This window comes from Janthinobacterium sp. GW821-FHT03C10, from assembly GCF_059420865.1.
On sequence record NZ_JBWKUN010000003.1, the window covers coordinates 324,020 to 338,971 of the forward strand.

Consider the following 14,952-nt stretch of genomic DNA (forward strand, 5'->3'; position numbering starts at 1 on the left):
TGCCGATAGTCACTGTGTTCAGGTCTTGACGTCGATCAGGCTGCCCAGTGCCTGGTCGGCCGCCTTGACGACGTTCGCCGACAGGTTGAAACCGGCCTTGTAGACGAGGTTATCCGTCAGTTCGGAAGCGAGGCCCACGCCGTTCGGCCGGCTTTCGGCCGCCTTGGCCGCGGTCGCATTGGCGCCGCTGACGCTTTCGCTGGCGGCCAGCTTGCGCCCTTCGACCGAGAGGGTGACGCCCGTGCCGGCCGGGCTGGCTTCCTGGAAATCGGCCGACTGCGGCTGGAAGCCCGGCGTATTCGCGTTGGCGATATTGTTGGCGGCCACATCCAGCGCGCGCTGGTTGGCGGTCAGCCCCGAGGTACCGGTGGTGAGGGCGGAGATGGACATGGCGGCTCCTTCAGAAGGCTTCCAGTTTACTCCCGCCAGACGGAAAATTGGTTGGTGCAAGGCAATAATTTTTTTCCGCAGGTGGTTGCCGCAAAAAATATGTGCGTCACGTAATTTTTTTATATTGTTCTGTGCTACTTCACTGTCTAGACTGGCAGGGAAGTCATCCACGGAGTGCGCCATTTTCCACCTGCTTCGCCCCATTTCGCTGGGTATGCTGCTCAGCCTGCTTTGCCTGCCCCTGAAAGCCCAGCTTGTTCCCTCGCAGCTACCGCTCGATGCGCGCCTGAACGAGCAGGTGATCATGGTGCCGGCGGGCGATGGCTTGCGCGAAACGCTGGAAACGACGGTGTTCCGCCCCCCCGGCCCCGGCCCGTTTCCCCTGCTGCTGATGAACCACGGCAAGCAGACCGGCCCGGCCCGGCTGCAGCAGCGCGAGCGCTTCATCTATATGGCGACCGAGTTCGTGCGCCGCGGCTATGCCGTGATGCTGCCCATGCGCGCCGGTTTTGCGCGCTCCACGGGCGCTTACCGCGATTTCGGCTGCGACATGCTGGGCAACGCCCAGGGCCAGGCGCGCGACATGCTCGCCGCGCTGGCGTATGCGCGCCGCCAGGGCTGGGTCGATCCGCAGCGCATCGTCGTCGCGGGGCAGTCGTATGGCGGCATGGCGGCGCTGGCGCTGGCCACCCGGGTGCTGCCCGGCGTGCGCGGCGTGCTCAATTTTTCCGGCGGCTTGCGCGTGGACATGCCCGGCTGCGACTGGCAAGGAGCGCTGGCCAAGTCCTTTGCCACCCTGGGCGCCTACAACCACATTCCCAGCCTGTGGCTGTATGGCGCGAATGACTCGTACTTTTCGCCGGCGCTGGCGCGGCGGCTGTTCAATTCCTTTACCGGTTCAGGCGGCCGGGCGCAACTGCTGGCGTATGGCCCGTTCAAGCGCGACGCCCACCTGACCCTGGGCAGCCGCGACGGGGTGGCCGTGTGGCTGCCCGCCACCGAGCGCTTCCTGCAGAAGATCGGCATGCCGGTGCGCCAGGTCTACCGCGTGGCCGATGCGCCGTCGCCGCCCGCCACGCATTTCGCGCCGCAGGACGATATCGCCGCCGTGCCCTACCTGGAAGAGCAGGGCCGCGCCGCCTACCGCGACTTCCTGGAGAAAACCGCGCCGCGCGCCTTTGCCTTGTCGGCCAGCGGCGCCTGGGGCTGGGCCGAGGAGGGCGAAAGTCCCGATGTGCGCGCGCTCGCTTCCTGCCAGCGCCGCAGCAGCCTGCCATGCCAGCTGTATTCGGTCGATGAAAGCGTCGTTTGGCCGGTCGCCGGCGCCAGCGCGAGCGCCGCCGGCGGCGCGCAATAGGCCGCCGCGCACGATAGTTGTCGCCGAAACGGGGGATGGGCGAATATACTAGGCGAAAAGGGAGGCGTTGCGCTTCCCGTCCGCCCTTATCATCAGCGAGAATTCACCCTTATGGCGTCATCCCCAGAAAACCTCAGCATGGCCGTGTTTTGCGACTTCGAGAACGTCGCGCTCGGCGTGCGAGATGCAAATTACGAAAAATTCGACATCAAACCCATCCTGGAACGTTTGTTGCTCAAGGGCAGTATCGTCGTCAAGAAGGCCTATTGCGACTGGGACCGTTATAAAAGCTTCAAGGGCACCATGCATGAGGCGAACTTCGAGCTGATCGAAATTCCCCACGTGCGCCAGTCCGGCAAGAATTCGGCCGACATCCGCCTCGTCGTCGATGCGCTGGACCTGTGCTACACCAAGGCCCACGTGAACACCTTCGTCATCATCAGCGGCGATTCCGACTTTTCGCCGCTGGTGTCGAAACTGCGCGAAAACGCCAAGCAGGTGATCGGCGTGGGCGTCAAGCAGTCGACTTCCGACCTGCTGGTGGCGAACTGCGACGAATTCATTTTCTACGACGACCTGGTGCGCGAGAGCCGCCGCACGGCCGCCAAGCGCGACGCGCGCGAAACCCCGGCGGCCAAGCGTTCGCCCGACGAAGAAGTGCGCCGCAAGGAAAAATACGAGTCGCGCAAGACGGAAGCGATCGAAATGGCCGTCGCCACCTTCGACGCGCTGGTGTCCGAGCGGGGCGACAGCGGCAAGATCTGGGCCTCGATGCTGAAGGAGGCGATCAAGCGCCGCAAGCCGGACTTCAGCGAGTCCTACTACGGTTTCCGCACCTTCGGCAACCTGCTGGAAGAAGCGCAGGCGCGCGGCTTGCTGGAATTTGGCCGCGACGAGAAATCGGGCGCCTATGTCTACCGCAGCAGCGGCCTGGTGCCTGTCGCTGCGCCCGTGAACGGGGAAGCTTCCAGCGAAGCCATCGTCGCCGGCGAGACGGGCGCGACGGCGGAAGAGGGCAGTCACCGCGAAGGCGGCAGCCGCCGCGATTCGCGCCGCAACGGCCGTGGCGGCCGCAAGCAGAGCGATCAGCGCCGCGGCGAGTCCGCGCCACAGGCTTTCGTGCCGGTGGCCGACGCCGAAACAACCGTCGTCGATCAATATGCGCCCGCGCCGCAGCCGGAGGTGGTGCATGAAGTGGCCGAAGCCGCAGTCGAGGTCGTAGCGGAAGAGGGCAACGCCAAGCGTGGTTCGCGCCGCAATGGCCGTGGCGGCCGCAAGAATGGCGATGGCGCCCGCGAAGCGCGCGCCGAGGTGGTCGAAGTGGCGTCAGCGCCTGAACCGGTGCCCGAGCCAGTAGCCGAGGCCGTTGTGGAAACCGCCGCCGAAGCGAAGCCGAAGGCCAAGCCGCGCACGCCGGCGCGCAAGACGGCAGCGGCGAAAAAGCCGGCCAGGAAGGCGGCCGACGCCGTGGCGGAAGCGGCACCTGTGATTGAGGCGGCGCCGGTGGAAGTGGCCGTCGTGGCGGAAGACAAGCCGGTCAAGGCGCCACGCAAGACCCCGGCGCGCCGTCCCGCGCGCAAGAAGGCGGAAGCGGCTTGATAGTTTGAGCAGGAACAAGCGGGGCGGCAATCGCATGCGCCCCGGCTTTTCCTGTGCCTGCCTTGCGCAAACCGCGCACCCCGATCTCCCCAAGCGTGTAGGATGAGCCTGTTTTTAACGCAGCGGGCGGTCAAGCATGTACCACGGTGAACGGTTCAACAGCATTTCCCATACGGTGGGCGCCGCGCTGGCGGCCATCGGCGGCGTCATCCTGATCGTCGCGGCGGCCCGCACGGGCGATCCCTGGAAAATCGTCAGCTGCAGCGTGTATGCGGCCATGCTGCTGACCCTGTACCTGACGTCCACCCTGTACCACAGCGTGCGCGGCAAGGCCAAGGCCGTGCTGCAGCGGCTCGACCATTGCGCCATCTACCTGCTCATCGCGGGCACCTACACGCCCTTCATGCTGGTGACCCTGCGCGGGCCGTGGGGCTGGTCGCTGTTCGGCGTCGTCTGGGGCCTTGCGCTGTTTGGCATCGTGCAGGAATATGTGTATGCGAAAGGCGCGCGCATCCTGTCGCTGGTGATCTACGTGGCCATGGGCTGGCTGATCGTCATCGGCATCAAGCCGCTGCTGGCGGCGCTCGAGTGGAACGGTTTCCTGTGGCTGGTGGCGGGCGGGCTGTGCTACACGGGCGGCATCGCTTTCTATGCCACCGACCACAAGCTGCGCCATGGCCACGGCATCTGGCACCTGTTCGTGCTGGCCGGCAGCAGCTGCCATTTTATCGCCATTTTGTTCTACGTTGCCTGACGTTGCCTGCTTGCTCTCACTGTTGCCATGATTCCATTATAATGGCGGAATATGTGAAATGCAGGCAACAATAAGGCAGCAATGGATATCAATTCGGACGACCTGAAAATTTTCGTCACCGTCATCGACAGCGGCACCCTGAGCGCGGCCGCCGTGCACCTGGGGCAAACCACGTCGGGCGTCAGCCGCGCCCTGTCGCGCCTGGAAGACAAGCTGGCCACGTCGCTGCTGACGCGCACCACGCGGCGCATGGAGCTGACGGAAGAGGGGCAGCTGTTCCTGGACAAGGCGCGCGCCATCCTCGCCTCGATGGAGGACGTGGAAGAGTCGATCCGCATCCGCCGCCAGAAACCGGCCGGGCGCCTGTCCGTCGATGCCGCCTCGCCCTTCATGCTCCATTGCGTGGTGCCCCACGTGGCCGAATTTCGCGCCATGTACCCGGACATCCGCCTGGAGCTGACCAGCAACGACCAGATCGCCGACCTGCTCGAGCACCGCACCGATATCGCCATCCGCATCGGCGCCCTGGTCGACTCGACCCTGCATGCGCGCGCCCTGACTGCCAGTCCGCTGCACGTGCTGGCCACGCCCGCCTACCTGGCGCGCCACGGCGAACCAGCTACCCCGGAAGCGCTGTCCGGCCATGCGCTGCTGGGCTTTGCCCAGTACGACCTGGGCAACAACTGGCCGCTGCGCCACGAAGCGGGCAACAGCCTGCAGATCGTGCCCGCGCTGGCCGCCTCCAGCGGCGAAACCCTGCGCCAGCTGGCCCTGCACGACCAGGGCATCGTCTGCCTGTCCGATTTCATGACGAAGGACGATATCGCCGCCGGCCGCCTGGTGAAAGTGCTGCAGCCGTTCTACACGGGCTACCGCCAGCAGATCCACGCCGTCTACTACCGAAACACGCAGCTGGCGCAGCGCATCAGCTGCTTTCTCGAGTTCCTGCAGCACAAGCTGTAGGCCGGGCATGAAGGAGACGGAAATGGAGTGTCCTACCTGCGGCGAATACGGCGACCTGATTCTTGCGAAAGTCAGAAAGACGGGGCAGGAGGTGGTCGTTTGCACCGAATGCGACAATCTGTGGGCCAAGCCGGGCAGCGCGCCCGACATCGACGCCAGCGAGGGCGTGGCGGAGTTTCTGGCGGCAGCCGGCCTCGCTGACGACTGGAAGGAACTGGCGCTGCTCGCCAGGCTGCCGGCGGGCTAGCCTGCGCGCACGCGCGTCAGGCCGCGGCGTTCACTTCCTTCGTTTCGGCCCGCAGCAGCAGTTCCACCTCGTGCGCGGGCAGCGGGTGACTGAAGTAATAGCCTTGCGCCTCGTCGCAGCCGTGCTGGCGCAGGTAGTCCAGCTGCTCGGCCGTTTCCACGCCTTCGGCCACCACGCGCAGTTTTAAGTTGTGCGCCAGGGCGATGATGGAGACGACGATGGCCGCGTCGTCCGCGTCGCGCGCCACGTCGCCGACGAAACTGCGGTCGATCTTCAGCACGTCGATGGGGAAGGTGCGCAGGTAGGCGAAGCTGGAATAGCCGGTGCCGAAGTCGTCGATCGACAGCTGCACCCCCAGCGCCTTCATGTCGTGCAGCTGGCTGACGGCCAGCGCCACGTCGTGCATGAACAGGCTTTCCGTCAGTTCCAGTTCCAGGCAGGCGGGCGGCAGGCCCGTTTCCAGCAGCACTTCGGCGATCGAGGCGACCAGGTTCGGCTCGTTGAACTGGCGCGCCGACAGGTTCACGGCCAGGCGCAGCGTGTCCAGTCCCGCCGCATGCCAGCGTTTCACCTGCGCGCACGCCTCGCGCATGACCCAGGCGCCGATCGGCACGATCAGGCCCGTATCTTCCGCCAGCGCGATGAAGCGCTGCGGCGCCACCATGCCCAGGTCCGGGTGCTGCCAGCGCAGCAGCGCTTCCACGCCGACGATGCGCCCGCTGGCCAGGTCCACCTGCGGCTGGTAATGCAGCACGAACTGCTCGCGTTCGAGCGCGTTGCGCAGCGCCGTCTCGATGCGCAGGCGCTCCAGGGTGGCCTGGTTCATGGCCGTCGTATAGAACTTGATGTTGTTGCGCCCCTGTTTCTTGGCGCAGTACATGGCGATGTCGGCCTGCTCGATCAGGTTCTGCGTCTCGCCATTCAGGGTTACGTCGCCGGGGGCGTCGTAGCGCGACATGTCGTAGACGGCCACGCCGATGCTGCAGGTGACGAAGAATTCCTTGCCATCCAACAGTACCGGCTGGGCCACGGCATCCATCACGCGCTGCACGATGGCGGCGCTGAGCACCTCGTCGGCCTGTTCGCACAGGATGGCGACGAATTCGTCGCCCGACAGGCGCGCCACCGTATCGGTCTCGCGCAGGCTGGCCTGCAGGCGCGTGGCGATGGTTTTCAGCAGCAGGTCGCCGGCCTTGTGACCCAGGCTGTCGTTGACGAACTTGAAACGGTCGAGGTCGATCAACAGCACCCATAAGGCGCGGTTCTTGCGGCGCGACAGGGCCATCGCTTGCGCCAGGCGGTCGCGCAGCAGGGCGCGGTTGGGCAAGCCCGTCAGCACGTCGTGGTGGGCGATGTGCTGGATTTGCTGCTCGGCCAGCTTGCGCTCCGTGATTTCGGAACCCGTGCCCCGGTAGCCGCGAAATTCGCCCAGCTCGTTGAACAGCGGTTCGCCATTGATGCTGAACCAGCGCAGCTGGCCGTCGCGGTCCTGCATCGCATATTCGAGGTTGGAAAAGGGCAGGTGCGCTTCCAGCTTGGCGATATGCTGCTTGCCCCAGCGCGAATTGCGCATTTCCGGGTTGTTGTCCCAGCGCGTCATGCCGATGAAGCGTTCCAGCGGCATGTTCGACTTGTCCGTGAAACCGCTGGTGATGTGGGTGAAGCAGAAGTTGGCGTCCTGTTCCCAGTACCAGTCCGAGGACAGGGCCAGCAGGCGGCGGAAGCGCTTTTCGCTTTCCTGCAGGGCGCGTTCGGTGCGCTGGCGCGCGCGCACGTCGGCGCTGAGCAGCTCGTTGCTGCGCTTGAGGTCGGCCGTGCGCTGCTCCACCAGCAGTTGCACGCGGCGCGAGCGCTGCGTCAGCGACTGCACGAAGGCGGCCGTCAGCATGCTGAACAGCAAACCCATGATCAGCGTGAAAAGGGAACCCAGGTGGTCGGCCAGGAAGGGGCGCGGATGGGCCACCACGCGCACGTGCCACGGCCGGCCGGCGGAAACGAAGGCCCGGTCATAGTGGCTGTGGTAGGCAAATTGCAGCCAGCGCGGCAGCGATTCCCAGGCGCCGCCCGCTTCGTCTACAGGCGCCTGGCCATGCCGGAAGATCATCTGGCGCGGGTCGGCGCCGGCGTCGGCGTAGACGCTCAGTTCGAGCTGCGGGTCGCCCAGCAGGTCGGCGCCGGCGAGGATCTTCTGCACCAGTTCCCCGGCCCGCACGATGACCGCCGTATCGCCGATCAGTGCCGCGCGCCGCTGCTGCACCGTTTGCAGCGGCACGCCGTGGCGGTACACGGGACGCACGATGACGAAGCCCTGCTGCGGTCCCTGCGCCAGGGCCAGCAGGCCGGTGGCGGTGGTCTGGCCGCTGATGATGGCCTGCTCCAGCGCGCGCGCCAGCACGCCGTTCGGGCTGACGTTCAGGCCGAAGGCGGGGCGGTTGCCCTGCAAGGGTTCGAGGTAATCGACCACCAGATAGCTGGCGCGCGTCGTCGCGGGCACGATGACGCCATCGCGCATTTCCGTCATGGCGTAATCGGGTGCGATGCGCCGCAGCTCGGCCTCGAAGGCATCGCGCTGGGCATGCGGCACGATACGGTGGAAATTGAAGGCCTGGATGAACGGGTGGCGCTGCAGCAGCGGCGTGGTGAAGGCGTGGAACTGCTCGCGCGTGACGGGCACGACGGCGGCAAACAGCTGGTTCGTCGTCGTCAGCACCTCGACGGCGTCATCGAGCCCCTGCTCGATGGCGGCCACCCTGGCGCCGGCGCGCTGCTGCAGGCTCAGGCTCATCTTGTCGTATTCGAGCTGGCTGATGGCGGCGAACAGCACGGCCGTCACGCTGACGCCGCAGGCGAAGGTCAGCGCGGCCGCGGCGGAAATCGACAATGGCAGGCGGCCACGCAGCATGGGTTTTCCTATCTCACTTCATGGACACAATTGCTCGGCAGCACCTGCGGGCCCGCGCAGGCCGTAGTTTGTCATAAACCACATCCATCATGCGAATTTTGCACCAGATCGCTGCTAATAAGCAACAATATCTATGGCCATGGCGGGCGACTATCAGTTGTCGCGTGCGCCTGATTGCCGGCGCAAGCGCCACAACTGCCATGCCGGCAGCAGCCGGTTCAGGCAAGCCAGGCCGCATGCGCGGCGCCAGCGCACCAGGCGCACGACGCGCAGGGCCCGGCCCGCCCCGAGCTTGTCCGGCCTGGCGGCGAAGATGATGCGGTTGTTGCCGGCGATGTCGTCGAAGTGGCACACGGCGCCGCGGAAGGTGAGCATCAGGCGCGCCAGCATGGCGGGATAGTGCTCGTCATAACTGAACAGGTTGGCCACCAGCACGCCGCCGGGCAGCAGCGTGCGCAGGCAGTCCGCATAGAAGCGGGCGCTGCCGAGGGCGGGCGGCAAGCCCGTTTCGTCGTAGCCGTCGAGCAGCAGCACGTCGGCGCAGCCCGGATGCTGGCGGATATAGCTGACGGCATCCGTTTCGATGATGCGCAGGCGCGCGTCGTCGGGCGGCAGCATGAATTGCTCGCGCAGGGCGATCACGTCGGCGCGCAATTCCAGCACCGTGATACGGGTGTCGGGCAGGTGGCGGTGGCAGAATTTCAGCAGCGAACCGCCGCCCAGGCCCACCATCAGGATGTGCCGGGGACGCGGCACGAACAGGGTAAAGCACATCATGGCGCGCGCATAGCGCAGCAGCAGATGGTCGGGGCGCGACAGCAGCATTTCGCTCTGGATCATGCCTGGCTGGAATTCCAGGCGGCGCCGGTCGCCACAGGTATGCACCTGCGGGGCAAGCGGGGTGGTGCTTCTGTTTTCCGGCATGGGACGACTTCGCTGAGTGGACTGGGGGAGATGCTTTGTTGCATTCAGAGAAATCTGATAAGCTCCCGTGAGCATACCCGATTAATCCGCGCCGAGCATGCTGCGTATACTATGTATATGGCGCGCGGCGGCACGGCCGCGCAGTCGGGCACCATGGAGACAAGCATGTTTTTGGATCACCCCATTATTACGGCGACGAACAGTTTTACGGAGCCTGACCGCATCGAGCGGCTGACGCGCGTGTACGGCTACGCGGCGGCGCTGGCGGACCAGGCCGCCAATCTCGGCTTCATTGAAAAAGTGGCGCAGATCCACGACCACAAGGGTACCCTCATCGTGTTCTGGCACGAAGCGCCCAGCGAAGTGGAGAAGCAGTATTTCGTGCAGGCGTGGGCCAGCAAGATCGGCGACGGCAGCACGAATGTCGAACACGAAATCTGACACAGCGTGCCGCGGCGGCGCGGCGATGGCGTAGCCCATGGATATCAAGACCCTGGTACTGGCCCTGGCGCTCGGCAACCTGAGCCTGTGCGCGGCCCTGTTCTTCTTCGAATACGAGCGCAAGAAGTCGCTCAGCATGTCCACCTGGGCGGTGGCCAAGCAATGCCAGGCCGTGGCCTGGTGCCTGCTGTATTTCCGCGGCGTGCTGCCCGATTTCCTCTCCATCCTGCTTGGCAACGGCCTGCTGTTTGCGGGCATGGCGCTGGACGCGGGCGCGCTGTGGCAGGCGGCCGGGCGCAGCGGCTGGCGCCGCTACATATTGCCGGCGCTGGGCGCGGCGATCGGGCTGTTTGCCGCCTGCTACCTGTTCGACGTGGCGCCGCTGCTGCGCAGCGCCGGCGGTTCGCTCATCGTGGCCGGCTTTTTCCTCGCTGGCGTGGCCGCGCTGTGTCTGAAATGGCGCGAGGCGAGCATGCTGCGCCGCTTCCTCGTCGTCAGCATGGGTATCCTGTCGCTGCTGATCGCCGCGCGCGGCGTGCTCGCCGCCGCCGTGCCCGGTTTCGATGCGGAGCTGATGCAGCTGGCCGGCTTCGGCGCCCTGTACCTGATGATGCTGACGAACGCCTTCGGCTACCTGCTGCTGTCGCGCGAAAAACTGGGCGGCGAACTGGCGCGCCTGGAAGTGCTGGACGCGGCCACGGGCGTGCCGAACCGGCGCGGCTTTTACCAGGCGCTGGCGCCATGGATGGCGCTGGCGCGCCGGCCCGGCTTGCCGACGGCGCTGGTGGTGCTCAATATCGACCACTTCAAAAGAGTCAACGACAGCTATGGCCATCCGGTGGGCGATGCGGTGCTGAAAACCATCGTCGACACGTGCCGGCAGCAGCTGCGCGACAGCGACCTGATGGGCCGCCTGGGCGGCGCCGAATTCGCCATCCAATTGCCGCGCACGACCCTGGCCGATGCGCTGATGGTGGCCGAGCGCATCCGCGCCGCCGTCGAGGCGCTGCCCGTCAAGACGGAGCGCGCCGTGCTGCAGCTGACGGCCAGCCTGGGCGTGACCACCATCCGCGCCGAAGACAGCACCGTCAGCCTGTTCAAGCGGGCCGACGAGGCGCTGCAGGCGGCCAAGCAGGCGGGCCGCAACAGGGTGGTGGAGGCGCAGGGCGCCAGCACCCTCGATATCTAAACCGGATTATTTCTTGCGCGAGCCCAGCCAGCTGGGTTCCTTGCCGCATTCCTTGGGCAAGAACAGCGCATCGAGGCCGGGATCGCAGCGCCGGTCCGGCGCCTTCATCGGCTCGACGGTGATCCATTCGCTCTTGGGCAGGATATTTTCTTCGCGTGGTTGCACGGGCGGCGCGGGCGGCAGGCTGTCTTGCCAGCGTGCCTGCGCGGCGGGCGCGGGCGGGGAGGCCCAGTTCGCGTCAACCTGCGTTGGCGGCGCTGGCGGTGTGTCCGCGTGCGCGGCGGCGCACAGCAGGCTGCCCGCGAAGATGGCGAATACGGTGCGCACGGCTGCGCTGCTTGCTCGTTTCATGGTGTGTCCTTGGTCGGTGGCGGGAGGGCGTGCCCTGCAGTATGACGCTTTCAGGCAGTAAAAAGACAAGGAAATTGCAACGGCATGTTACCAAAGGGACTATAGTTACTGGTAGCAAGCAGGTGCGCTGTGGCAAAGTGATTGAACAGCGGGCCAGGCGCGGGTCGCCGGCACCCGAAATGTGTATTCCCTAACTTTCATTTAAGCTAAGCAAGTTATGCTGTGGGGTTGCTTAGGGCCCCTCTTGTCGTCCGCACCGCAGTTCCCCTTTTTTACTCTTGCCAGGCCCATAATGAAAATGCTCAAATCCCTGCCTGTTTGGCCGCTTGCCGCCCCGCTTGCCGGCTGGCTGTTCCTGTTCGGTTCCACCTTCAACGTCGGCGGCGCCTATCAGATCCTGCTGGTGGCTGGCCTGATCGGCAGCGTGCTGGCCGCCGTGTACCACGCGGAAGTGGTGGCGCACCGCATCGGCGAACCGTACGGCACCCTGGTGCTGGCGCTGGCCGTGACCCTGATCGAGGTGGCACTGATCGTCTCGCTGATGCTGGCCGGCGGGCCGGAAACGACGGGGCTGGCGCGCGACACCGTGTTTGCCGCCATCATGATCATTTTGAACGGCATCGTCGGCATCTGCCTGCTGCTGGGCGCCGGGCGCCACCGCGAGCAGACCTTCGGCCTGCTGGGCGTGAGCGCGTCGCTGGCCACCCTGGCGGCGATCGCCATCCTGACCCTGGTGCTGCCGAACTACACCTCGAGCGCCGCCGGCCCGTACTACAATTCCAGTCAGCTCATTTTCATCGCCGTCATCTCGCTGGTCCTGTACGGCACTTTCGTGCTGGTGCAGACGGTGCGCCACCGCGACTACTTCCTGCCCAAGGAAGCCGTCGGCGACGAAGAGGTGCATGCGGCGCCGCCCACGCCCGCCGTCGCCTGGGTCAGCGCCGGCGCACTGCTGGTGTGCCTGGGCGCCGTGGTGTTGCTGGCCAAGTCGCTGGCGCCCGCGCTGGAGACGGCGATTGCCGCCATGGGGGCGCCGAAAACCCTGGTCGGCATCGTCATCGCCGCCATCGTGCTGCTGCCCGAAGGCCTGGCTGCCGTGCGCGCCGCGCGCGCGAATCGCCTGCAAACGAGCTTGAACCTGGCGCTCGGCTCCGCGCTGGCCAGCATCGGCCTGACGATCCCCGCCGTGGTGGTGGTGTCGCTGGCCACGGGCCTGACGATTACGCTGGGACTCGATATCAAGTCGACGGTGCTGTTGCTGCTGTCGCTGATGGTGGCTACCCTGTCGCTGGGCACGGGCCGCACCACGGTCATGCAGGGGACGGTGCACCTGGTAATTTTCGCCGTGTATCTCTTTACTACCATCGTGCCGTAAGCCGCCGCACAACTGCCGTTTTGTCACAATCCTGTCACGCCGCTGTCATACGATGAGGGTAGTGTGGTAGGATTTTTAAATCGTTTAAATGATTTATATAGTTTAGCAACTGAATTTGCCAACTTTTTCAGTTGGCACAGTAATGACAAGACAAGAGGCCAGTATGTATGCAGCGGTGGACCTGGGGTCCAACAGTTTTCGTTTACACGTCGGCAAGCATGATGGCGACACCATCCGCGTGGTCAAGAGCGTGCGCGACCCGATACGCCTGGCCGCCGGCCTGGACGCCAATGGCGACCTGACCGAGGCGGCCATGCAGGGTGCGCTGGCCTGCCTGCAGCGCTTTCGCGCCATCCTCGCCGGCTTCGAACTCGATGCCGTGCGCGTGGTGGCCACGTCGGCCATGCGCGTGGCGCGCAACGGCGCCGTCTTCCTGCCGCTGGCCGAGCAAGCCATCGGCTACCCGATCGAGATCATCTCGGGCGAGGAAGAGGGCCGCCTGATCTACATGGGCGTGGCCAATGCGCTGGCGATTCCCGGCGAACGCCGGCTGGTGATGGATATCGGCGGCGGTTCGACCGAACTGATACTGGGGCGCGGCAACGATATCGAACGCGTGGAATCCTTCAGCCTGGGCACGGTCAAGCAAAGCCTGTCGTTCTTCATCGGCGGGCGCATCGACGCGCCGTCGTTCGAGGCGGCCATCCTGTCGGCGCGCAGCCATTTCGAGGATGCCGCCCCGCCGTACCGCCCGCAGCACTGGAAGACGGCCTACGGCTCTTCCGGCACCATCCGCACGATCGCCGACATCATCGCCCGCAACAAGCTGGGCGACGGCTTGCTCACCAGCGTCAGCCTCGATGCGCTGGCGCGCCGCTTCATCGAACTCGGTCACACCAGCCGCATCGACATGCCAGGCTTGCGCCCCGACCGCGCCAGCACCATCGTCGGCGGCCTGGCCATCTTGATCGGCCTGTTCCGCGAACTGGCGATTCCCGCCATGACGCCGATCGAGGCGGGCCTGCGCATGGGCGTGATGTGGGACCTGTACCTGCGTTCGACCAAGCGCGACCGCCGCGAACAGTCGGTGCAGGGCTGCATGGAGAAATTCCATATCGACCAGCAGCGCGCCGGCCGGGTGGCCGAGCAGGCGCTGGCCATGTACGCGCAGCTCAAGCCCACGTCCGACGCCCTGGTGAAATGCCTGCGCTGGAGCAGCCTGCTGCACGAGGTGGGGCTGGCCGTGTCGCAGACGGGTTATCACAAGCATGCTTCCTATATCGTGGAAAACGCGGACTTGCCCGGCTTTACAACGCGCGAACAGAAGACCATGAGCCGCTTGATCCTGGCGCAGAAGGGCAACTTGCGCAAGATCGGCGAAGTGCTGTCCGACCCCGATTTCGCCAAGGCCGTGCTGGCGCTGCGCCTGTCGATTCTGCTCATGCATGCGCGCATCGAGGCCGACTTCAGCGAACTGCGCCTGCGCATGAAGAGCCGCATCGAACTCGACATCAAGCGCGGCTGGGTGGCGCACCATCCCACCGTGTCGTTCTGGATCGAGAAGGAGCAGGAATTCTGGGACGAGGTCGGGGTCGATTTCACCATCCGCGCCAGTGCGTAGTGGGGCATGACATGCGCATGACTTGATGTACCGCAAGCAAGATTTAAAAAAACAGTATATATTGTTTATATTATTTACCAGATTGGAGAATCCATGACCAAAACCGTCCCGGCGAAAAAGGCCGACAGCGCGCCCGTATCGATGTTCCCGACCAGCGCATCGATCAATGCGGCAGCGGCCAAGGCCGCACCGGCCGCCAAGCCTGCCGCGAAGCCGGCAGCCAAGCCGGTGGCCAAGGCCGCCGTCAAGCCAGTGGCCGTCAAGCCCGTCGCTGCGAAACCGGCGGCGGTGAAACCTGTCGCCGCCAAGCCCGCCGCCGCCAAGGCGCCTGCCGCCAAGCCGGCGGCCAAGGCCGTCGTTGCCAAACCTGTGGCCAAAGCCGCTGCCAAGCCGGTCGCCAAGGCGGCGGTAAAAGCCGTTGCCAAGCCGGCTGCGAAGCCCGCCGCCAAGCCGGCAGCGAAAATCGCCGTCAAGCCCGTGGCCAAGGCGGCCGCCAAGCCTGCGCCAGCGAAAAAAGCGCCGGCAGCCAAGGTCGCCGCCGTCAAGGAAAAAGCCCGCAAGCCGAAACTGGTGCGCGACAGCTTCACCATGCCGGAAGCGGAGTACGAAGTCCTGGGCCAGGTGAAAAAAGCCTGCCTGAAGGCCGGTTTCGAGATCAAGAAAAGCGAATTGCTGCGCATCGGCGTGGCGCTGATCAGCCAGATCGACCTGGCCACGCTGCAAAACGTGCTGGCCGGCTTGCCGCAGCTGAAAACGGGCCGTCCGAAGAAGGATTGATGGCGCGGGCGGGGGCCGCCCCCTGCCTGGCCGTTCTGGTTTACCATGGGGCCTGTGATAGT

At 65.4% G+C, this 14,952-nt stretch carries 14 protein-coding genes; 10 read left to right on the forward strand and 4 right to left on the reverse strand.

The genetic code is table 11. From position 1 onward, the window contains the following. Positions 1–18 precede the first annotated feature (18 nt). Complete coding sequence (locus tag AC07VH_RS12670; RefSeq protein WP_489627994.1) at positions 19–390, reverse strand: flagellar basal body protein; 372 nt, start codon at positions 388–390, stop codon at positions 19–21. 214 nt (positions 391–604) lie between these two features. On the opposite strand from AC07VH_RS12670, the gene AC07VH_RS12675 reads away from it, so the two are divergent. From AC07VH_RS12675 to AC07VH_RS12695, 5 genes are all read left to right on the forward strand, one after another. Further along, complete coding sequence (locus tag AC07VH_RS12675) at positions 605–1,747, forward strand: dienelactone hydrolase family protein (RefSeq protein ID WP_494788078.1); 1,143 nt, start codon at positions 605–607, stop codon at positions 1,745–1,747. A gap of 111 nt (positions 1,748–1,858) precedes the next feature. Beyond that, positions 1,859–3,346: an NYN domain-containing protein gene (locus AC07VH_RS12680; RefSeq protein WP_494788079.1), complete on the forward strand. Its 1,488-nt coding sequence runs from the start codon at positions 1,859–1,861 to the stop codon at positions 3,344–3,346. A 136-nt stretch (positions 3,347–3,482) separates the two neighbouring features. Next, positions 3,483–4,100, forward strand: a complete 618-nt coding sequence (gene trhA, locus AC07VH_RS12685) for a PAQR family membrane homeostasis protein TrhA (RefSeq protein ID WP_070222989.1) — start codon at positions 3,483–3,485, stop codon at positions 4,098–4,100. An 81-nt stretch (positions 4,101–4,181) separates the two neighbouring features. After that, the gene (locus tag AC07VH_RS12690) at positions 4,182–5,063 is read left to right on the forward strand and encodes a LysR family transcriptional regulator (protein WP_070304341.1); all 882 of its coding nucleotides are present in this window, start codon (positions 4,182–4,184) and stop codon (positions 5,061–5,063) included. 22 nt (positions 5,064–5,085) lie between these two features. Beyond that, positions 5,086–5,310, forward strand: coding sequence for a hypothetical protein (locus AC07VH_RS12695; protein ID WP_489627990.1), 225 nt, complete (start codon positions 5,086–5,088; stop codon positions 5,308–5,310). A gap of 16 nt (positions 5,311–5,326) precedes the next feature. Here AC07VH_RS12695 and AC07VH_RS12700 read toward each other — a convergent pair whose 3' ends face one another. Then, positions 5,327–8,212, reverse strand: coding sequence for a bifunctional diguanylate cyclase/phosphodiesterase (locus AC07VH_RS12700; protein ID WP_489627989.1), 2,886 nt, complete (start codon positions 8,210–8,212; stop codon positions 5,327–5,329). A gap of 153 nt (positions 8,213–8,365) precedes the next feature. Beyond that, the gene (locus AC07VH_RS12705) at positions 8,366–9,136 is read right to left on the reverse strand and encodes a spermine/spermidine synthase domain-containing protein (RefSeq protein WP_475416222.1); all 771 of its coding nucleotides are present in this window, start codon (positions 9,134–9,136) and stop codon (positions 8,366–8,368) included. Between the two features lie 165 nt (positions 9,137–9,301). On the opposite strand from AC07VH_RS12705, the gene AC07VH_RS12710 reads away from it, so the two are divergent. Together AC07VH_RS12710 and AC07VH_RS12715 are read left to right on the forward strand one after the other, a co-directional pair. Next, on the forward strand, positions 9,302–9,577 hold the full coding sequence (locus AC07VH_RS12710) for a hypothetical protein (protein WP_077402750.1): 276 nt from the start codon (positions 9,302–9,304) through the stop codon (positions 9,575–9,577). Positions 9,578–9,614: 37 nt separating this feature from the next. Next, positions 9,615–10,766: a GGDEF domain-containing protein gene (locus AC07VH_RS12715; RefSeq protein ID WP_494788080.1), complete on the forward strand. Its 1,152-nt coding sequence runs from the start codon at positions 9,615–9,617 to the stop codon at positions 10,764–10,766. Between the two features lie 6 nt (positions 10,767–10,772). Here the strand turns inward: AC07VH_RS12715 and AC07VH_RS12720 are convergent, their stop codons facing one another. After that, a complete protein-coding gene (locus AC07VH_RS12720) occupies positions 10,773–11,117 on the reverse strand; it encodes a hypothetical protein (protein ID WP_475416220.1) in 345 nt (114 codons plus the stop codon). A gap of 292 nt (positions 11,118–11,409) precedes the next feature. Between AC07VH_RS12720 and AC07VH_RS12725 the strand changes: the two genes are divergently transcribed. From AC07VH_RS12725 to AC07VH_RS12735, 3 genes are all read left to right on the forward strand, one after another. Continuing rightward, a complete protein-coding gene (locus AC07VH_RS12725; RefSeq protein WP_475416219.1) occupies positions 11,410–12,492 on the forward strand; it encodes a calcium:cation antiporter in 1,083 nt (360 codons plus the stop codon). Between the two features lie 163 nt (positions 12,493–12,655). After that, a complete protein-coding gene (locus tag AC07VH_RS12730; protein WP_475416218.1) occupies positions 12,656–14,113 on the forward strand; it encodes a Ppx/GppA phosphatase family protein in 1,458 nt (485 codons plus the stop codon). 93 nt (positions 14,114–14,206) lie between these two features. Next, positions 14,207–14,890 (forward strand): hypothetical protein, encoded by a 684-nt coding sequence (locus tag AC07VH_RS12735; protein WP_494788081.1) that lies wholly within the window; start codon positions 14,207–14,209, stop codon positions 14,888–14,890. The last annotated feature ends 62 nt before the right edge of the window (positions 14,891–14,952 follow it).